The organism is Dermacoccus sp. MPR-E5, assembly GCF_058809565.1.
This window is the reverse complement of the sequence record NZ_JBXASS010000008.1, coordinates 112,124-130,957: the sequence shown is the minus strand read 5'-3', so window position 1 is coordinate 130,957 and position 18,834 is coordinate 112,124. Positions and strand designations below refer to the sequence as shown.

Sequence of the window (18,834 nt, the reverse complement as noted above, 5' to 3'; positions counted from 1 at the left end):
CCGAGTTCAGCGTTCCCGACGCTCGCGTTCGCTCACTTCGCGATCTGGCTGTACGGCTTGGCCGCCGTGGCGATCTGCTGCAACTGGGCCCACGAGCCCTTGCCGGTGACGACGGTGTCGAGCCCGGCGAGCGGCTGCGAGCGCACGAGCCCCTTCTGGCCCGACTGCATCTCGACCTTGCGCCAGCTCACGCCCCCGAGGTCGACGCTGCCGGCATCAGAGCCGGATGCAACGTCCTTGATCCACGCCGCGCCGCCGTCCTTGCGCTGCTGGATCGAGACGTAGTCCTCACCGTCACCCTGATAGCCCGCGCGCCAACGCTCCGCGTGATCCTTGTCGCCCGGCACGATCGCGACGTTGACGGCACGCCACGGCGAACCGAGCCCGTCGGCGACGGCGACGTCCCAGTGCTTCGTCGACGACACCTCGCGCGCGATCTGTGACGCCTGCACGGTGGGCAGTTTCGTGGCCCCCTGACGAGGAATGAGGGCCAAAATCACCAAACAGCCGGCGATACAAGCGATCATGGACAGGACCATGCTCTTGGCGTTTCCCTGCATCCCGCGCCGCTTCGGCGGAGGGGGCGGGGGCATGGCCGGCGCTGACGCAGGCTGTGTCGGCTCGGTGGTCGTGGCCTTCTCGTGCGGGGTACTCACTCCCCCATGTTCGCCGACGCACCTGCGTCAGCGGAAACCGGGGCGGCCCGCCGCCCCGGCCACGCCGCCTCGAGCACCGCGGGAGCCAGCCGCCACACCAGTGCGACATCGAGGAGACACCGACCGTGACATCGAAGCTGCCCACCTACCAGATCCCCGACCGCAACCTGGCGCTCGAACTCGTGCGCGTCACCGAGTCAGCCGCCATGGCCGCCGGCCCCTGGGTCGGTCGCGGTGAGAAGAACCTCGCGGACGGCGCCGCCGTCGAGGCGATGCGCACCCTCATCTCGACGGTGAGCATGAACGGCACCGTCGTCATCGGCGAGGGCGAGAAGGACGAGGCCCCGATGCTGTTCAACGGTGAGCAGGTGGGCGACGGCACGGGCCCTGACGTCGACGTCGCCGTCGACCCGATCGACGGCACGACGCTGACGGCGAAGGGCATGCCGAACGCCGTCTCCGTCCTCGCCGTCAGCGAGCGCGGCTCGATGTACGACCCGAGTGCCGTGTTCTACATGGACAAGCTCGTCACCGGCCCCGAGGCCGCGGACGTCGTCGACATCCGCCTGCCCGTCGCCGAGAACATCCGCCGCATCGCGAAGGCGAAGAACACGACGAACAACGGCGTCACGGTCGTGCTGCTCGATCGCCCGCGCCATGAGCCGCTCGCGCAGGAGATCCGCGACGCCGGCGCGCGCATCAAGTTCATCTCCGACGGCGACGTCGCCGGCGCCATCATGGCTGCCCGCCCCAACACGGGTGTCGACCTGTTGCTCGGCATCGGCGGCACGCCTGAGGGCATCATCACCGCGTGCGCGATCAAGTGCATCGGCGGCGTCATCCAGGGCCGTCTCGCGCCGAAGGACGACGAGGAGAAGCAGCGCGCCCTCGACGCGGGCCACGACGTCAATCGTGTGCTGACGACGAACGACCTCGTCCGCGGCGACAATTGCTTCTTCGTCGCGACGGGCATCACCGACGGTGAACTGCTCAAGGGTGTGCGCTACCGCGAGAACGGCTGCACGACGAGCTCGCTCGTCATGCGCAGCAAGAGCGGTACCGTACGAACCATCGAGGCCGAGCACCGCCTGAGCAAGGTGGCTGAATACGCTTCGGAGCAGTACCAGTAAGTCGGGGCAGCGCATGACGCCGGCCGCGGCGACGAGACGCCAGGAGCCGACGCATGACCCAGCCCAGTACCGCCACCACGCTCGTCATCGGTGAGGCCCTCATCGACGTCGTCCATCCTCGCGACGGCGAGAGCGCGGAACACGTCGGTGGCAGCCCGCTCAACGTCGCGGTCGGGCTGTCGCGCCTCGGCCACCCCGCCGTCCTCGCCACGCACCTCGGCGAGGACGAGCGGGGTCACCGCATCCAGCGCCTGCTCACCGACGAGGGCGTCGAGCTGACGGTCGCGAGCTTCGACCTCGACGCCACGTCGACAGCTCAGGCCCACCTCGATGACGACGGCGCCGCAACGTACGACTTCGCCATCGACTGGCCGGCGGTCACGGGCCTGCCGACGGATGTCGCGCACGTCCACACCGGCTCGATCGGCGCCTCGCTCACCCCGGGCTCCGCGTCGGTCTTCGAGGCTTTGAAGGCCGCTCACGCGTCCGCGACGACGTCGTTCGACCCGAACGTGCGCCCCTCCCTCATGGGCAGCCCCGACGACGAGCGCGAGCGCGTCGAGCAGTTCTGCGGGTACGTCGATGTCATCAAGTCCTCCGACGAGGACGCGCAGTGGCTCTACCCGGGCCGCAGCGTCGAGGAGGTCGCCGAGTTGTGGGCCGGCCTCGGGCCGCGACTCGTCATCATCACCCGCGGCGGTGACGGAGCGCACGTCCGCCTCGCCGAGAGCGGCACCTTCGAGGTGGCCGGGCGCTCCGTCGAGGTCGCCGACACCGTCGGCGCCGGCGACTCGTTCATGTCAGGGCTCATCTCGGGGCTGCTCGACCTCGGGCTGCTCGGCGGTGTCGAGGCCCGTCAGCGCCTCGCGCACGCCCGCGAGGACGACGTGCGCCCCGCCCTCGCGCGCGCCATCGCCACATCCTCGACGACGGTGACGCGCGCAGGCTCGAACCCGCCCACGCGTGAGGAGATCGCCGGCCTCTGAGCTCGCACCAGGTCTCGACGCTTGCGCCAGTGCACCCGGCGCACAACCACGGCCCGACGGCGACACAGCACAGCCATGCCGAGCACCGTCCTTGCGAGGGCAGCGTCCTTGCAACGCAGCCCCACCGCGCAGTATTCGGATGCCGCACGAACACAGCACGAGGGCCCGCATCGTCACCGATGCGGGCCCTCGACCTCTACTGGAGCGTGACCTCAACCGATGCTCGGGGTGAACCCGAGCATGAGGCTCACATCAAACGCTCAGACGTCCGTTCCTCCGGAGATGGCGCCGCGGGCGTCACGCTCCTTGGCACGCTGCAGCGCGGCCTTGCGCTGCTTCTCCGAGTTCGCCGCGATCTGGGTGGCCTTCTCCTCGTTGCGCGTGTAGTTGTGGCCCGATTCCGGGTCGAACACGTGCATGTGTGCCGGGTCGAACGCGAACTCGACCTCGTCGCCCTCGAAGATCTGCGAGCGAGCGTCGAGGTTGACGACGAGCTGGCTGCGAGCGCCCTCACCGTCGAGGTCCTTCTCGAGCGCGTCGAGGTGCTGCTTCGCGGCCGGGTCCTGCTCGAACGGGATGTAGGCGTACTGCTCGTTGCCGAGCCACTCCGTCTGGTCGACGACGGCCTTGAACGTCGCGCCACCGGGGACCGGGTTGACCTCGGCGTCCTTGATGTACTCGGGGCGGATGCCGACGATGACGATGTCCTTGCCCGCGACGTCGCGGGCAAGCTGCTCCGTCATCGGCACGGTCGCGAACGGCAGACGCAGCGTGGTGCCCTCAACGCGTGCGGGTACGAAGTTCATCGGCGGCGAGCCGATGAAGCCCGCGACGAAGAGGTTGGCGGGCTGTTCGTACAGCTCGCGCGGGCTCGCGCACTGCTGCAGCACGCCCTTCTTCAGCACGGCGACGCGGTCACCGAGCGTCATGGCCTCGGTCTGGTCGTGCGTGACGTAGATCGTCGTGATGCCGAGGCGACGCTGCATGCGCGCGATCTCCGTCCGCATCTGCCCGCGCAGCTTGGCGTCGAGGTTCGACAGCGGCTCGTCGAACAGGAACGCGTCGGCGTCGCGGACGATCGCGCGGCCCATCGCGACACGCTGACGCTGACCACCGGAGAGGTTGCCGGGCTTGCGCTCGAGGTGCTCGTCGAGTTCGAGCATCTTGCTCGCCTCGCGCACCTTGCGCTGGATCTCGTCATCGCTCACCTTGCCCTTGTTGAGCCGCAGCGGGAACGCGATGTTCTCGAACACCGTCAGGTGCGGGTAGAGGGCGTAGTTCTGGAACACCATCGCGAGGTTGCGGTCGCGCGGTGCGAGGTCGTTGACGCGCGTGCCGTTGATCTCGAGGTCACCGGAGGTGATGTCCTCGAGGCCGACGACCATGCGCAGCAGCGTCGACTTACCGCAGCCGGACGGGCCGACGAGGATCATGAACTCGCCGTCGGCGATGTCGAGGCTGACGTCGTTGACGGCCGGGAATCCGTCGCCGTACTTCTTGACGATGTTCTTGAGCTGGATGCTGGACATGAGGTGTCTCTCCTAAAGAGGCGGGCGTCAGCCCTTGACGGCGCCGGAGGTGAGGCCGGAGACGATCCGACGCTGGAAGATCAGGACGAGGATGATGACGGGGATCGTCACGATGACGGCGGCCGCGGCGATGGCGCCCGTCGGCTGCGTGAACTGGCTGGCGCCGGTGAAGAAGCTCAGCGCGGCGGGCACCGTGCGGGCGTTGCCCGACGTCAGCGAGATGGCGAACACGAAGTCGTTCCACGCCGTGAAGAACGTGATGATGGCCGTCGTGAAGACACCCGGGCCGGCGAGCGGCGCGATGACCTTGCGGAACGCCTGCCACGACGTCGCACCGTCGACCTGGGCGGCCTGCTCCATCTCCCACGGGATCTGCTGGAAGAAAGCGGACAGTGTCCAGATCGCCAGCGGCAGCGTCAGCGCGAGGTACGGGATGACGAGGCCGGGGATCGTGTCGAACAGCCCGATCTGACGCCACATGTTGAACAGCGGCGTCACCATCGCGATGACGGGGAAGAACGAGACGGCGAGCGCCATCGTCAGGATCATCTTCTTGCCCGGGAAGTCGAGGCGGGCGATCGCGTAGGCGCAGAACGTCGCGAGGATGACAGAGATCAGCGTGGCGAGCAGCGACACCACGATCGAGTGCCACAGCGCCGGCATGAACAGGTCGGACGCCCCGCCCTTGAGGATCAACTCGTAGTTGTCCCAGCTCGGGTGCGTCGGGAAGAAGTTGCCGAAGCTGTTCTCCTTGCCCGTCGTGTCCGTGAGGGCGGCGTCGCTCTTGAGCGACAGCGCGAAGATCCACACGAGCGGCAGCAGCGTCCAGATCATGACGGGGATGGCGAAACCGAACATCCCCCACTTGGCCTTGTTCGAGACGTTGGTTTCCATCAGTTGTTCCTCCCGGCAGCGAGGTCGACCTTGAAGCCCTTGACGAAGATCGCCGCGATGATGAGCACGCAGAGGAAGAGGATGACGGCGAGGGCGGAGCCCATGCCGATCTCCACGCGATCGATCGCCTCACGGGAGACGAGCATCGAAAGGCTCGTCGTGTCATTGGCGCCGCCGGTCATGACGTACGGGTTGTCGAAGATGCGGAAGGCGTCGAGCGTGCGGAACAGCAGGGCGACCATGATGGCGGCCTTCATGTTCGGCAGGATCACCTTCGTGAGGCGCTGCCACCAGGTGGCGCCGTCGACCTTGGCGGCCTCCTCCATCGAGGAGTCGACCTGTGCGAGGCCCGTCAGCAGCAGCAGTGACATGAACGGCGTCGTCTTCCAGATCTCCGACAGGCAGATGACGAACAGCGAGCTGCCCCGCTGACCGAACCAGTCGTAGTCGAGCGGGAACGAGCCGAACGTCAGGGTGTGCAGCCAGTGGTTGACGAAGCCGGTGCTGACGTCGAAGCCGAACTTCCACGCGAACGCGGAGACGACCGTGATGATCGCGTACGGCAGCAGGACGACGGTGCGCAGCGTGCGTCGTGGCATGACGATCTTGTTCATGAGCATCGCGATGGCGAAGCCGAGGATCAGCTCGACGACGACCGTGACGATCGTGATGATGAGCGTCGTGCCCATGGCGTTCCAGAACAGCGAGTCCTTGAGCGCGGAGGCGTAGTTCTGGAACCACACGAACTTCTTGCCCGCCGGGTCGGTGAGGCGGTACTTGAAGAACGACAGGTACAGCGCGTTGAGGATCGGGTACAGCGTCACGAGACACATGACGACGAACGCCGGCCCCGCGAGCTTCCACCCGAGGTTGCGCTCGGCGCGTGCGCGATCGGAGAGCGGCGCCTTCTTGCGCTTCGCCCCCGTTGCGACACCGGTGGCCGCACTCTTCTCCATGGATGCAGCGGTACTCACAGCAGGGCCTTCCCCTTCAGGACGTCGAGGATGAACTTCTGGGCCTCGGCCGGAGTGTTCGGCGTCACCTTCGACGGCGGCGAGAACTGCTGCTGCAGAGCCCCGGAGATGTCACCCCAGTAGGGCGAGAGCGGACGCGGCACGGCCTTGTCCAGCGAGGTGCGGATCTGGGCGGCGATCCCGTTCGGGAAGGCCTTCTTGACGTCCGCCGAGTCGTACGAGGCCTTGCGGCTGCTCGGGTTGCCCGAGGCAACCATGTACGCCGTCGTGTTCTTCTCGTTCGTGATGCACTCCGCCGCCTGGTAGGCGAGGTCGGTGTGCTTCGAGTTCTTGCCGACGGCGAGCTGGATACCACCGAACGGAGGCGCGGCGTCGTGCGAGGCGTCGGTGCGCGGGTAGACCGCGGCCGCCACGTCCTCGGCCACCTTCGGCGCGGCCTTCTGGATGGCACCGTAGGAGTAGGGCCAGTTGACGAGGAAACCGCCGCTCGGCGACTGGAACAGCGTCAGCGACGCCGTCTCGTCGGACGAACCGATCGCGGGGCCGCCGACGCCCGACGTCGCGACCTTGTTGATGATCGACGCGGCCTTCTTGCCGGCGTCCGAGTCGAGGCCGAGCTTGATGTTCTCGTACGTCGCACTCGGGTCCTCGACGATCTTGCCGCCGCCGCCCGCGACGAGCGCGTTGATCCACACGGCGTAGCCCTCGTAGAGCTTGCCCTGGACGCCGACGTTCGTCTTCGTCTTCTTCGCGGCGTCGATGACCTGATCCCACGTCACCGGCTTGCTCATGTCGAGACCGGCCTTCTGCGCGACCGACTTCTTGTACCAGAGCAGCTGCGTGTTCGCCCAGAACGGCACGGACGTCAGCTTGCCCTTGTACATCGAGGCGTCGATGGAGCTCTGGACGCGGTCCTCCGTGAAGTTCTTCTGCATCGACTCCGGCACGGGCGCGAGGTAGCCCGCAGCAGCGAACTCGGTGACGAACGCCGGGTCGGTGCTCATGAGGTCCATCGAGCTGTCGCCCGCGGCGAGGCGACGCAGCAGCTGCGTGCGCTGGTCGGAGGCCGAGTTCGGCAGCAGCTCGACCTTGATCTTGTACTTGCCGCCGGAGGCCTTCGTGCAGTTCGCGGCGAGTGTGGCCTGGCCACCCTTGGAGGCGTCGGAGTTGCCGACGTCCGGGTTGATGTACCAGGTCAGCGTGGGCGTGCCGCCCCCGCTGTCGCCACCGCACCCGGCGAGCGCGGTCGTCGCGAGCATCGCCATCGATGCTGCGGCAGCCACTCGCCTGCGTGACTTGGATGTGTTCATGAACACCGCTCCATCCTTGTTAATCGACAACTCATCATCCACGCACGCTGTGATGGGCGCCATACCCGCGCCGCCATGGAGACCAAACGGTTATTGAGCCGTTACCCGACCGCGCGATCAGGGGTGCTACGTTCCCCCTCCCCTCCTGCGATCTGCGTGCACATCTGCGATTTTCGTCCGCATTCACACCCCACCCGCGCATGCCCTGACGGCGGCGCCGCCGGCTCGTCGGGCCGCAGCCGCGTCGCGCTCCGATAGTCTCCACGCATGGCTGATTTCGCGTACTCCGACCTGCTGCCCACCGGCGAGGACACGACCACCTACCGCAAGCTGACGAGCGACGGGGTGCGCACGCTCGAGGGCCCCGGCGGGCGCACCTTCCTCGAGGTCGACCCCTCGGCCCTGGAGACGTTGTCGGCCACCGCGATGCACGACATCGCGCACTACCTGCGTACGTCTCACCTCGCGCAGCTGCGCAAGATCCTCGACGATCCCGAGGCGAGCAACAACGACAAGTTCGTCGCGCTCGACCTGCTCAAGAACGCGAACATCGCGGCGGCGGGCGTCCTGCCGATGTGTCAGGACACGGGCACGGCGATCGTCATGGGCAAGAAGGGTTCGCAGGTGCTCGTCGCGCGTGACGAGCACGACCCCGCTCCCGACGAGGCGTCGCTCGCGAAGGGCGTCTACGACGCGTACACGAAACTCAATCTGCGCTACAGCCAGATGGCGCCGCTGACGATGTGGGACGAGAAGAACACCGGCTCGAACCTGCCCGCGCAGATCGAGATCTACGCCGACAGCCAGCCGGGCCACGAGACCACCTACAAGTTCCTCTTCATGGCCAAGGGCGGCGGCAGCGCCAACAAGTCGTTCCTGTACCAGGAGACGAAGGCGATCCTCAACCCCAAGCGCATGCTCGAGTTCCTCGACGAGAAGCTGCGCAGCCTCGGCACCGCCGCGTGCCCGCCGTACCACCTCGCCGTCGTCATCGGCGGCACGAGCGCCGAGTTCGCGCTCAAGACCGCGAAGTACGCGAGCGCGAAGTACCTCGACGAGCTGCCGACGTCCGGTGACGCCGCCACCGGCCACGGCTTCCGCGACCCGGAGCTCGAGGAGCAGATCCTCGAACTGACGCGCAACTTCGGCATCGGCGCGCAGTTCGGCGGCAAGTACTTCTGTCACGACGTGCGCGTCGTCCGCCTCCCGCGCCACGGCGCGTCGCTGCCCGTCGCGATCGCCGTCAGCTGCTCGGCCGACCGTCAGGTGCTCGGCAAGATCACGCGCGAGGGCGTGTTCATCGAGCAGCTCGAGACCGACCCGGCGCAGTTCCTGCCCGACGTCACCGAGGCGCACCTCATCGAGAGCGGCGACGAGGCAACCGGCGCGGGCTCGACCGGCAAGGGCGCCGCCGTCGACATCGACCTGAGCCGCCCGATGGACGAGATCCGCGCCGAGCTGAGCAAGCATCCCGTCAAGACTCGCCTTTCGCTGACGGGGACGCTCGTCGTCGCGCGCGACATCGCGCACGCGAAGATCAAGGAGCGCCTCGACGCCGGCGAGGAGATGCCGCAGTACCTCAAGGACCACCCGGTCTACTACGCAGGCCCCGCGAAGACGCCGGAGGGCATGGCGTCCGGTTCGTTCGGGCCGACGACGGCCGGGCGCATGGATTCGTACGTCAAGCAGTTCCAGGCCGCCGGCGGCTCGATGGTGATGCTCGCCAAGGGCAACCGCAGCGCCCAGGTGACGGAGGCCTGCCAGGAGTACGGCGGGTTCTACCTCGGCTCGATCGGCGGCCCGGCCGCGCGTCTCGCCCTCGACTGCATCAAGAAGGTCGAGGTGCTCGAATACCCTGAGCTCGGCATGGAGGCCGTGTGGAAGATCGAGGTCGAGAACTTCCCCGCGTTCATCGTCGTCGACGACAAGGGCAACGACTTCTTCGCCGCCACGGCGAAGCCCACCGCCATGACCATCACCACCCGCCCCGGCCTGAGCTGACGGCGCCGACGTCATCACCAAGGAACCACCATGAGCAGCACCCTCACGCCGCAGCAGGCCTGGGACACCCTCGTCGAGGGCAACCGACGCTTCGTCTCCGGCACGACGCACCGCCCGCACAGTGACGGCGAGCGCCGGCGCGAGCTCGTCGCCGGGCAGGCACCCCAGGCCGTCATCTTCGGGTGCGGCGACTCCCGCGTGCCGGCCGAGATGATCTTCGACCAGGGCCTCGGCGATCTGTTCGTCGTGCGCACCGCGGGCCACGTGCTTGACCCCAGCGTGCTCGGCTCGATCGAGTTCGGCACCGAGGTGCTGCGCGCACCGCTCGTCGTCGTGCTCGCGCACAAGAGCTGCGGCGCCATCAACGCGACGCTCGCCGCCGAGGAGACCGGCGACATGCCGCCGGGGTACCTCCACACGATCATCGAGCGCGTCATGCCGTCGATCCTGCACGGGCGCAAGCACGGGCTGACGACCGGCGAGCAGTTCGAGGCCGAGCATGCCCGGGCGACGAGCGAGCTCCTCCCCCAGCGCAGTCAGCTGATCCGTGATCGCATCGACGCCGGCCGGCTCGCCGTCGTCGCCGTGCACTACGACATCGGTGAGGGCGAGGCGCACGTCGTCGGCACCCTGGGTGACATCACGGCCTGATCGTCCGCCGCTGTCGCCATGCCGCCACCCCCAGCGGGTGGCGGCACGCCTGATGTCGCGGCACGCACAGGCTGCTGTGCGCCCCTCCCGGGCCACTCGCACACTCCGGGGCCTCGGGAGGGCCCGCACGGACGTTCGGCCCTGACGCGGCGGGCCGGCTCGGCCTACCGTCAGTGGTGACCCGAGGTCTCGTCCGAGAACCCGCCGACGAAATGAGCCGTCATGCCCAAGCCCGCCGTTCGCGTCGCCGTCAGCGGAGCCGCTGGCGCCATTGGTTACAGCCTCCTCTTCCGCATCGCCGCGGGTGAACTGCTCGGCCCCGACCAGCCCGTCGAGCTGCGCCTGCTCGAGGTCGACGAAGCGCTCGGCAAGCTGGAGGGCACCGTCATGGAACTGCAGGACTGCGCGTTCCCGTTGCTCGCGGGCATGCAGACCGGCTCCGACGCGCGCCGCATGTTCGACGGCGTCTCCCACGCGTTGCTCGTCGGGGCTAAGCCGCGCGGCCCGGGCATGGAACGCGGTGATCTGCTCGAGGTCAACGGCCGGATCTTCGGCCCGCAGGGTGAGGCGCTCAACGACTCGGCGTCCGATGACGTGCAGGTCACCGTCACCGGCAACCCCGCGAACACGAACTGCCTCATCGCGATGCATGCGGCACGGGACATCCCGAACGAGCGCTTCAGCGCGCTGACCCGCCTCGACCAGAACCGCGCCGTCGCCCAACTCGCAGCGAAGACGGGTGCGAGCGTCACCGACATCCACGACGTCATCATCTGGGGCAACCACAGCGCGACGCAGTACCCGGACGTCACGCACGCGGCGATCCATGGCCGTGCCGCGCGCCTCGAGGTGGGCGATGACGCCTGGCTCAACGACGTCTTCATCCCGACGGTCGCGAAGCGCGGCGCCGCGATCATCGACGCCCGAGGCGCGTCGTCAGCGGCGAGCGCCGCGAGCGCGACGATCGATCACGCCCGAGACTGGGCTCTCGGCACCGACCGGATCGTCTCCATGGCCGTGCCGTCTGAGGGCTCCTACGGCGTGCCCGAGGGGCTCGTGTCGAGCTTCCCCGTCACCGTCACCGAGCGCGCCTGGCGGATCGTTCCCGACCTCACGATCGACGAGTTCAGCCGCGCCCGCATCGACGTGAGCGTCGCCGAGCTCGAGAGCGAGCGCGACGCCGTCCGAGCCCTCGGGCTCATCTGAGCCCAACGACTCGCGGCGGCGCGTCAGGAGACCAGGGGGTTCCTGACGCCCCGACGTGCATCCCACGAACAGTAGGGCCCGAGCGACCGGAGCCGTCTGACGTAGCCGGCACGACTGGTGAACCGCAGGACGTCACAGCGTCAGGACGAGCTACCGACGAACCTCGCCATCCGCTCGAACGCCTCGTCGAGCTCATCGCTCGCGGCAGCGAGGCTCATCCGCATGAACCGGTGCCCGTCGACGGGGTCGAAGTCGATCCCGGGGGTGATGGCGACGCCCGTCGCGGCGAGCACGTCGGCGCACCAGCGCGCGGAGTCGTCGGTGAGGTGCGCGACGTCGCACCAGGCGTAGAACGCGCCGTCCGGTGGCGCGTAGGTCGTCACCCCGATCTCTGGAAGGCGCCGCTGCACCAACTCACGATTGCGCCGGTACGTCTCGACGTGCTCCTCCAGCTCACCGCGTGCCGCCTCGCCGAGGGCCGCGAGCGCCGCATGTTGTGACACGGCCGGCGGGCAGATCGTGAGATTCGAGGCAAGGATGGCGACGCGTCGGCGCAGGTGCGCAGGCACGAGCATCCACCCGACGCGCCAACCCGTCATCGAGGAGAACTTCGACACGGAACCGATGACGGCGCCCTGGCGCGATGTCTGCCACGCGCTCGACGTCGCGCGTCCGAACGAGATGCCGTGGTAGATCTCGTCGCTGACGAGCAGCACGCCGTGCGCGTCGCACCAGCGCGCGATGGCTGCGAGTTCGTCAGCGTCGATGATCGTGCCCGTCGGGTTGGCGGGGCTCGCGACGACGAGCCCCTTCGGCGCGGCGCCGCGCGCGACACGTTCCGCCTCGAGCATCGCGACGGTGGGTTGGTAGCGCACCTCGGCGCCGCACGCGAGCTCCACGACGGACGTCCCCAGCGCCCGCAGCGTGTTGCGGTAGGCGGGGTAGCCCGGGCGGGTCATCCACACCTCGTCGCCGCCGTCGAACGCAGCGAGGAACAGCAGCGTGAACGCGCCCGACGACCCGGTCGTGACGACGACGTCGTCAGCACTCACGTCGTCGACGCCGAGGCCGCGGTGATACGCGGCGATCGCCTCACGCAGCGGCCGGATGCCGACCGTCTCGGTGTACCCGAGCGCATCGGCCTCGATCGCCGCGACGGCCGCCTCCCGGGCTGCGCGCGGCGCGCCCGTCGAGGGCTGGCCGGCGCACAGGCTGATGACGTCGCCGTGCGTACGCTGACGTTCCGCTGCCGCGGCGAGCACCTCCATGACGTGGAACGGCTCGACGTCGCTGCGTCGACTCGGCTGGGCGGCTGGCAGGCTCATGCCTGCCACTGTGACACACCCCGCACGCGTGACGGCCGTCGGCGCTGTCCGTCAGCTCCCGTCGACAACTCGCCGGGCCACCACACGACTGGGAGGCACACGACTGCGCCCAGATGCACCAGGGTGCATCTGGGCGCAGGACGAAAGCGCGCAGCCGGCAGTTCAGTCGATCGACAGCTCGCGCTTGACGACGTCGGCGAGGTGCGTCGCGACGGCCTGCGCGCGTTCGGCGGTGTCGGCCTCGACCATGACGCGCACGACCGGTTCGGTGCCCGACTTGCGCAGCAGCACGCGCCCGGCGCCGGCGAGGTCGCTCTCGGCGGCGCGCACAGCGGCCTGCACGCCGTCGTGCGAATCGACGGCCGACTTGTCGACGCCCTTGACGTTGATGAGCTTCTGCGGCATCCGCTGCATGACGGCGCCGAGCTGGGCGAGCGAGCGCCCACTCGAGGCCACGCGCGCAGCGAGGAGCAGGCCCGTGAGCACGCCGTCACCGGTCGTGCCGTGGTCGAGTGCGATGACGTGCCCGGACTGCTCGCCCCCGAGCGAGTACGGCCCGCGGCGCATCTCCTCGAGCACGTAGCGGTCGCCGACACCGGTCTGCTTGACGGTGATGCCCTCGCGCTCCATCGCCTTGATGATGCCGAGGTTGCTCATGACCGTCGCGACGAGCGTGTCCTCGGCGAGCACGCCGCGCTCCTTGAGGTCGAGCGCGAGGATCGCCATGATCTGGTCACCGTCGACCACCGCACCCGTTCCGTCGACGGCGAGGCAGCGGTCGGCGTCACCGTCGAAGGCCACACCGAAGTCGGCTCCATTCGCGACGACCGCTTCCTGCAGCTTCTCCAGGTGCGTCGAGCCGTAGCCGTCGTTGATGTTGAGCCCGTCCGGCGTGGCACCGATGACGACGACGTCCGCGCCGGCGCGGCGGAACACCTCGGGCCCGACGACGGAGGCCGCGCCGTGCGCGCAGTCGACGACGATCTTGAGGCCCTCGAGGCGGTGCGGAAGCGCGCCGAGCAGGTGACCGATGTACTTCTCACCGCCCTCGGCGTAGGAATGCACACGCCCGACCGACGCACCCGTCGGACGCTCGTACTCCTCATGCAGGTGCGCCTCGATCGCATCCTCGAGCGCGTCGGGCAGCTTGTGGCCGCCGCGGCTGAAGAACTTGATGCCGTTGTCGGGCATCGCGTTGTGCGAGGCCGACAGCATCGCGCCGAGGTCGGCGTTCATCGTCGCCGTCAGGTAGGCGATGGCCGGCGTCGGCAGCACGCCCGCGTCGTAGACGTCGACGCCCGCGCTCGCGAGCCCGGCGACGGTGGCCGCACCGAGGAACTCCCCCGACGCGCGCGGGTCGCGTCCGACGACGGCGACAGGACGCTCGTGATCGGCCGAGACCTCCCCGGCCTCGACGAGTACCCGTGCTGCTGCGACGGACAGCCCGAGTGCGAGCTCTGCCGTGACGTCCTGGTTGGCGACGCCACGCACACCGTCAGTGCCGAACATGCGGCCCATGTGCCCCTCCTGAGGTCTTCGGAATCTCTCTCCACAATACGCGGCGGTACGCGAATCGCTCCGCACCCGGCGCATGGGCCGGATACGGAGCGATTCGAGCAGTGCAGCGCGTGGATCAGCGCTTGCTGAACTGCGACGCCTTGCGGGCCTTCTTGAGACCGGCCTTCTTGCGCTCCGGAACGCGTGCGTCACGCGTGAGGAAGCCGGCCTTCTTGAGGATCGGACGGTTCAGCTCTTCGTCGACGCCGTTCAGCGAACGGGCGACGCCGAGGCGAACGGCACCGGCCTGGCCCGAGGGGCCACCGCCGTGCACGCGCACGAGGACGTCGTACGCACCGTCCAGCTCGAGCACCGTGAGGGGCTCGTTGACGATCTGCTGGTGCACCTTGTTCGGGAAGTACTCCTCGAGGGTGCGGCCGTTGATCTTCCACTCGCCCGTACCGGGGACGATGCGGACGCGGGCGATAGCCTGCTTGCGGCGGCCGGTCGCGGCGCCGGGCGCGGAAGCGGACGGGCGACGAACCTCGCCGTTCTCGCCGACGGGGCCGGTCGACTCGCTCGTGTATTCGGTCAGCTGCGGCTCGTCCGTCTCGAGGACGTCGAGCTCAACGTTCTGGTCTGCCACGGTTCTCCTAAGAATTCAGCAGCGCGCGCGATTACTGCGCGACCTGGGTGATCTCGAACGGCTTGGGCTGCTGCGCGGCGTGCGGGTGTTCGGCACCGCGGTACACCTTGAGCTTGGCGATCTGGGCGCGGCCCAGCTTCGTCTTGGGCAGCATGCCTCGGACGGCCTTCTCGACGGCCTTCTCCGGGTCCTTCGCCATGAGCTCCGTGTAGGAGGTCGAGGTCAGACCGCCGGGGAAGCCCGAGTGACGGTAGGCCTTCTTCTTCTCGAGCTTGGCGCCGGTGAGGGCGACCTTGTCGGCGTTGATGATGATGACGAAGTCACCGGTGTCGATGTGCGGCGCAAACGTGGGCTTGTGCTTGCCACGCAGCAGCGATGCAGTCTGGGACGCGAGGCGACCCAGAACGACGTCGGTGGCGTCGATGACGTGCCAGGTGCGGTCAGCCTGAGCCGACTCCTGGTTGGGGGTGAACGTACGCACGGTCGTTCCCTTCGTTCTGTCGTTGACGATGGGCGGCCACTTCGTGCGCGGTCACCGCCCGGGCGACAGCCCGCATGCGACCAGCTGCGACGAAGCAACAGTCATCCAGTCTACGGCAGATGCACACCCGGTCGAAATCGTGCAGTCATGACGTATCCCCTTGCGCCGCAATGTCTTTCACGGATCGCCACACCCGTCGATCGACGCACTCCGGGTCGATCGCACAACAATTGTGCAAAATGGACGCCTCCGTCGTCGCGCTGTCGACTCCGGTAGCCTCGGGCCATGAACACGGCCGCGGGCAGCGACCCCTACCGCGTCATCGCCCATCCGATGCGTTCGCGCATCCTCGCCCACCTGCGTCTGCACGGCGGTTCGACGTCTGCCGAACTGGCCCGAGCCCTCGGCACGCACACCGGGGCGACGAGCTACCACGTGCGCGTGCTCGAGAGCGCAGGCCTCGTCGAGGACACCGGGCTCGGCAACGCGAAGACGCGCGTCTGGGCTCTCGTCGACGAATCGGACGACACCGATGACGCGAATCCCAGCGATGCCCTCGAGTTCCTCGACGACGCCGACGCCGACGACGCGCGCTGGCTCGAGCACGACTTCATCACGCACGTCAGTGAGCGCGCCCACGCCTGGGTCGACGAGCAGGACGCCTGGCCCTACGTGTGGCAGGACGAGTGCCGCGCATTCGACTCCCCCGTCCTCGTGAGCGAGGAGCAGATGAGCGCTCTGCGCTCCGAGATGGAGGCGCTTCTTGCGCGGTATCGCCGAGCCGGCGCCGGCACCCCGGGTGCGCGACGGGTCGCCGTCACCGTCGTCCCGCTGCCGTTGCCGAACGTCACGTGAGCACTGGCCCAGGCGAGCTCCATGACCGGCCGATGAATGCGAGCGAACGGGCCGAATCCACGCGTCCTGACACTCGCGTCCGGCCACTCCGCTCGTATTCGCCGCGCTGACGTCGAGCCAGCGGTCGCGACGCGGTCAGGTTGCCCCATCGAGGTCAGCCGCCGAACGCATGACGCGCGACGCCGCATCGCGCGCCGCGAACTGATCGGGGCTCGGGTAGCTGACCTCCTCGAGGCACAGCCCGTGCGGCGGCATCACGACGACGCCCGGGTCGCGTCGCCCCGCCGTCAGCACCTGCGCGGGCCAGTCGATCGGGCGACGCCCCTCCCCCACGGGCACGACGCCGCCGATGAGGGCCCGCACCATCGAGTGGCAGAACGCGTCGGCCTCCAACCGCGCGGTTAGCACGCCGTCCGCCTCGCGCGTCCACGCGTAGTCGAGCAGCGTGCGGATCGTCGTCGCACCCTCGCGGGGCTTGCAGTAGGCCGCGAAGTCGTGCAACCCGATGAGCAGGGCCGACGCGGCGTTCATCGCGTCGACGTCCAGGGTTCGCTTGACGACGACGGTGTCGCGCCGGCGAAGCGGGTCGAGGCGCGCCGCATCGTCGAGCAGGCGATAGCTGTAGCGGCGCTTCAGCGCCGAGAAGCGAGCATCGAAACTCGCGGGCTGCTCACTGGCGGCCTTGACGACGACGTCCCCCGCCAGGACGCCGTTGAGGCGCGTGACGAGCGCCTGCGCGGGCGCACGCTCGCTTCGCCCCGGCAGCGCAGCCCACGCGTCGGCGTCGATGTCGCCGTGGCACACCCCACCGCGCGCGTGGACGCCGGCGTCGGTGCGCCCGGCCACCGTCAGCCGGACGTCCTCGCGGCGCAGGACGCGCGTGAGCGCACCCGTCAGTTCTTCCTCGACAGTGCGACGTCCGGGCTGGCGGGCCCACCCCGAGAAGTCGGTGCCGTCGTAGGCGAAGTCGATCCTGAAACGCATGCCGCCCAACCTATCCCGCGAACTCGAGCCCGGACGCGACGATGCCCGCCTCCCCCGAGGAGGAAGCGGGCATCGTGCGTGACAGGTCGATCAGGCGTCGCCGTCAGCCTTCGAGGCACCGCCGGACGTCTCCGTCGCGGCAGGGGTCTCGGGCGTGACGTCCGCTGCCGGAGCGGCCGCAGCGTCTTCCTTGACCGCGCGCTGCGTGGCGGCCTCGGCCTCCTTGACCGTCGACTGCTTCGCGGAGTAGGCCTCGCGAACCAGTTCGATGACGACCATGGGGGCGTTGTCGCCCTTGCGCGGCGCGATCTTGGTGATGCGCGTGTAGCCGCCGGGACGCTCGGCCATGTCGGGTGCGATCTCCGTGAAGAGACGGTGCACGGCCGACTTGTCCGAGATCTTGCGCATCACGCGTCGACGCGAGGCGAGGTCGCCGCGCTTGCCGAACGAGATGAGGCGCTCGGCGTACGGACGCAGGCGCTTGGCCTTCGCCTCCGTCGTCGTGACGCGGTCGTGGGTGAACAGCTGAGTGGCCATGTTGGCCATGATCAGCCGCTCGTGCGACGGGCTGCCGCCGACGCGGGCGCCCTTCGTGGGGGTAGGCATGTTTTCTCCTTGGTCTACCGGTCAGCTGCGAGAATGCTCAACTCAGCGAGCAGGCTCACCGCTGTACCGAAAAGCTGCTCAGTACTGCTCGTCCTCGGCGAGGTCCGCGCCGTCGGCGTCCTCGTCGTAGCGGTCGGCGATGACGCTGGCGTCGAACCCGGGCGGGCTGTCCTTCAGCTGAAGGCCCATGTCGCGCAGCTTGTCGGCGACCTCGTGGATCGACTTCGAACCGAAGTTGCGAATGTCGAGCAGGTCGGCCTCGCTGCGGGACACGAGTTCACCCACGGTGTGGATGCCCTCGCGCTTGAGGCAGTTGTAGGAGCGGACGGTGAGGTCGAGGTCCTCGATCGGCAGAGCGAGGTCCTCGGCGAGCGCTGCGTCGGTCGGGGACGGACCCATGTCGATGCCCTCGGCCTCGACGTTGAGCTCGCGCGCGAGACCGAACAGCTCGACGAGCGTGGAGCCGGCCGAAGCCATGGCGTCACGCGGGGCCATCGAGTTCTTCGTCTCGACGTCGACGATGAGCTTGTCGAAGTCGGTGCGCTGCTCGACACGCGTGGCCTCGACCTTGTAGGTCACGGCCAGCACCGGCGAGTAGATGGAGTCGACCGGGATGCGGCCGATCTCCTGCTCCGCCGACTTGTTCAGCGCCGCCGAGACGTAGCCGCGGCCGCGCTCGACCGTCAGCTCCATCTCGATGCTGCCCTTGTCGTTCAGCGTCGCGATCTCGAGGTCGGGGTTGTGCACCTCGACACCGGCCGGGGGCGCGATGTCAGCAGCGGTGACGACACCCGCGCCCTGCTTGCGCAGGTACATCACGACGGGCTCGTCGTGCTCCGAGGAGACGACCAGACCCTTGATGTTGAGGATGACCTCGGTGACGTCTTCCTTGACGCCGGGGATCGTCGAGAACTCGTGCTGGACGCCGTCGATGCGGATGCTGGTGACGGCGGCACCCGGGATGCTCGAGAGCAGGGTGCGGCGGAGCGAGTTGCCGAGCGTGTAGCCGAAACCCGGCTCCAGGGGCTCGATGACGAACCGCGAACGGCTCTCGGAAACCACGTCCTCGGAGAGCGTGGGGCGCTGTGCGATGAGCACTCTCG

The 18,834-nt window shown here is 68.6% G+C and carries 18 protein-coding genes; 6 read left to right on the top strand and 12 right to left on the bottom strand.

Going from position 1 to position 18,834, the window contains the following annotated elements:
• Positions 1 to 32: 32 nt before the first annotated feature.
• Entirely contained in the window at positions 33 to 560 is a 528-nt protein-coding gene (locus tag AC1RS9_RS08185) for a DUF4245 family protein (RefSeq protein WP_376745320.1), read from the bottom strand.
• A gap of 221 nt (positions 561 to 781) precedes the next feature.
• Between AC1RS9_RS08185 and glpX the strand changes: the two genes are divergently transcribed.
• A complete protein-coding gene (gene glpX, locus AC1RS9_RS08180) occupies positions 782 to 1,786 on the top strand; it encodes a class II fructose-bisphosphatase (RefSeq protein ID WP_006946101.1) in 1,005 nt (334 codons plus the stop codon).
• Positions 1,787 to 1,839: 53 nt separating this feature from the next.
• Positions 1,840 to 2,772 (top strand): carbohydrate kinase family protein, encoded by a 933-nt coding sequence (locus tag AC1RS9_RS08175; RefSeq protein WP_492921096.1) that lies wholly within the window; start codon positions 1,840 to 1,842, stop codon positions 2,770 to 2,772.
• Positions 2,773 to 3,032: 260 nt separating this feature from the next.
• On the opposite strand, the gene AC1RS9_RS08170 is transcribed toward AC1RS9_RS08175, so the two are convergent.
• From AC1RS9_RS08170 to AC1RS9_RS08155, 4 genes are read right to left on the bottom strand one after another with little or no spacing between them, the layout of a single operon-like run.
• Positions 3,033 to 4,301 carry an ABC transporter ATP-binding protein gene (locus AC1RS9_RS08170; protein WP_038567148.1) on the bottom strand — a complete coding sequence of 423 codons (1,269 nt, stop codon included), beginning with the start codon at positions 4,299 to 4,301 and terminating at the stop codon, positions 3,033 to 3,035.
• A 27-nt stretch (positions 4,302 to 4,328) separates the two neighbouring features.
• Positions 4,329 to 5,195, bottom strand: a complete 867-nt coding sequence (locus AC1RS9_RS08165; protein ID WP_006946055.1) for a carbohydrate ABC transporter permease — start codon at positions 5,193 to 5,195, stop codon at positions 4,329 to 4,331.
• Positions 5,195 to 6,151: a carbohydrate ABC transporter permease gene (locus AC1RS9_RS08160; protein WP_006946255.1), complete on the bottom strand. Its 957-nt coding sequence runs from the start codon at positions 6,149 to 6,151 to the stop codon at positions 5,195 to 5,197. The genes AC1RS9_RS08165 and AC1RS9_RS08160 overlap by 1 nt, the downstream gene beginning before the upstream one ends.
• A 14-nt stretch (positions 6,152 to 6,165) precedes the next feature.
• Positions 6,166 to 7,479, bottom strand: a complete 1,314-nt coding sequence (locus AC1RS9_RS08155; RefSeq protein ID WP_040014836.1) for an extracellular solute-binding protein — start codon at positions 7,477 to 7,479, stop codon at positions 6,166 to 6,168.
• A 267-nt stretch (positions 7,480 to 7,746) separates the two neighbouring features.
• Here AC1RS9_RS08155 and AC1RS9_RS08150 point away from each other — a divergent pair, with 267 nt between their 5' ends.
• The 3 genes from AC1RS9_RS08150 (at position 7,747) to AC1RS9_RS08140 (ending at position 11,337) form a co-directional block, all read left to right on the top strand.
• Positions 7,747 to 9,480 (top strand): fumarate hydratase, encoded by a 1,734-nt coding sequence (locus tag AC1RS9_RS08150; protein ID WP_074045769.1) that lies wholly within the window; start codon positions 7,747 to 7,749, stop codon positions 9,478 to 9,480.
• A gap of 30 nt (positions 9,481 to 9,510) precedes the next feature.
• Positions 9,511 to 10,131 (top strand): carbonic anhydrase, encoded by a 621-nt coding sequence (locus tag AC1RS9_RS08145; protein ID WP_492921093.1) that lies wholly within the window; start codon positions 9,511 to 9,513, stop codon positions 10,129 to 10,131.
• Between the two features lie 222 nt (positions 10,132 to 10,353).
• Positions 10,354 to 11,337: a malate dehydrogenase gene (locus tag AC1RS9_RS08140; RefSeq protein WP_459109565.1), complete on the top strand. Its 984-nt coding sequence runs from the start codon at positions 10,354 to 10,356 to the stop codon at positions 11,335 to 11,337.
• Between the two features lie 140 nt (positions 11,338 to 11,477).
• Here AC1RS9_RS08140 and AC1RS9_RS08135 read toward each other — a convergent pair whose 3' ends face one another.
• The 4 genes from AC1RS9_RS08135 to rplM form a co-directional block, all read right to left on the bottom strand.
• Positions 11,478 to 12,662, bottom strand: coding sequence for an aminotransferase class I/II-fold pyridoxal phosphate-dependent enzyme (locus tag AC1RS9_RS08135; RefSeq protein WP_459109566.1), 1,185 nt, complete (start codon positions 12,660 to 12,662; stop codon positions 11,478 to 11,480).
• A gap of 162 nt (positions 12,663 to 12,824) precedes the next feature.
• A complete protein-coding gene (glmM, locus tag AC1RS9_RS08130) occupies positions 12,825 to 14,180 on the bottom strand; it encodes a phosphoglucosamine mutase (RefSeq protein ID WP_492921090.1) in 1,356 nt (451 codons plus the stop codon).
• A 115-nt stretch (positions 14,181 to 14,295) separates the two neighbouring features.
• A complete protein-coding gene (gene rpsI, locus AC1RS9_RS08125) occupies positions 14,296 to 14,805 on the bottom strand; it encodes a 30S ribosomal protein S9 (protein WP_006946115.1) in 510 nt (169 codons plus the stop codon).
• Between the two features lie 31 nt (positions 14,806 to 14,836).
• Positions 14,837 to 15,286, bottom strand: a complete 450-nt coding sequence (rplM, locus tag AC1RS9_RS08120) for a 50S ribosomal protein L13 (RefSeq protein WP_006946227.1) — start codon at positions 15,284 to 15,286, stop codon at positions 14,837 to 14,839.
• 285 nt (positions 15,287 to 15,571) lie between these two features.
• Between rplM and AC1RS9_RS08115 the strand changes: the two genes are divergently transcribed.
• Positions 15,572 to 16,141, top strand: a complete 570-nt coding sequence (locus AC1RS9_RS08115; RefSeq protein WP_239304039.1) for a winged helix-turn-helix domain-containing protein — start codon at positions 15,572 to 15,574, stop codon at positions 16,139 to 16,141.
• Between the two features lie 135 nt (positions 16,142 to 16,276).
• On the opposite strand, the gene truA is transcribed toward AC1RS9_RS08115, so the two are convergent.
• From truA to AC1RS9_RS08100, 3 genes are all read right to left on the bottom strand, one after another.
• Positions 16,277 to 17,125, bottom strand: a complete 849-nt coding sequence (gene truA / locus AC1RS9_RS08110) for a tRNA pseudouridine(38-40) synthase TruA (protein WP_473956958.1) — start codon at positions 17,123 to 17,125, stop codon at positions 16,277 to 16,279.
• Positions 17,126 to 17,215: 90 nt separating this feature from the next.
• Entirely contained in the window at positions 17,216 to 17,731 is a 516-nt protein-coding gene (rplQ, locus tag AC1RS9_RS08105) for a 50S ribosomal protein L17 (RefSeq protein WP_006946084.1), read from the bottom strand.
• Positions 17,732 to 17,809: 78 nt separating this feature from the next.
• A complete protein-coding gene (locus AC1RS9_RS08100; protein WP_006946192.1) occupies positions 17,810 to 18,829 on the bottom strand; it encodes a DNA-directed RNA polymerase subunit alpha in 1,020 nt (339 codons plus the stop codon).
• Positions 18,830 to 18,834: the final 5 nt, after the last annotated feature.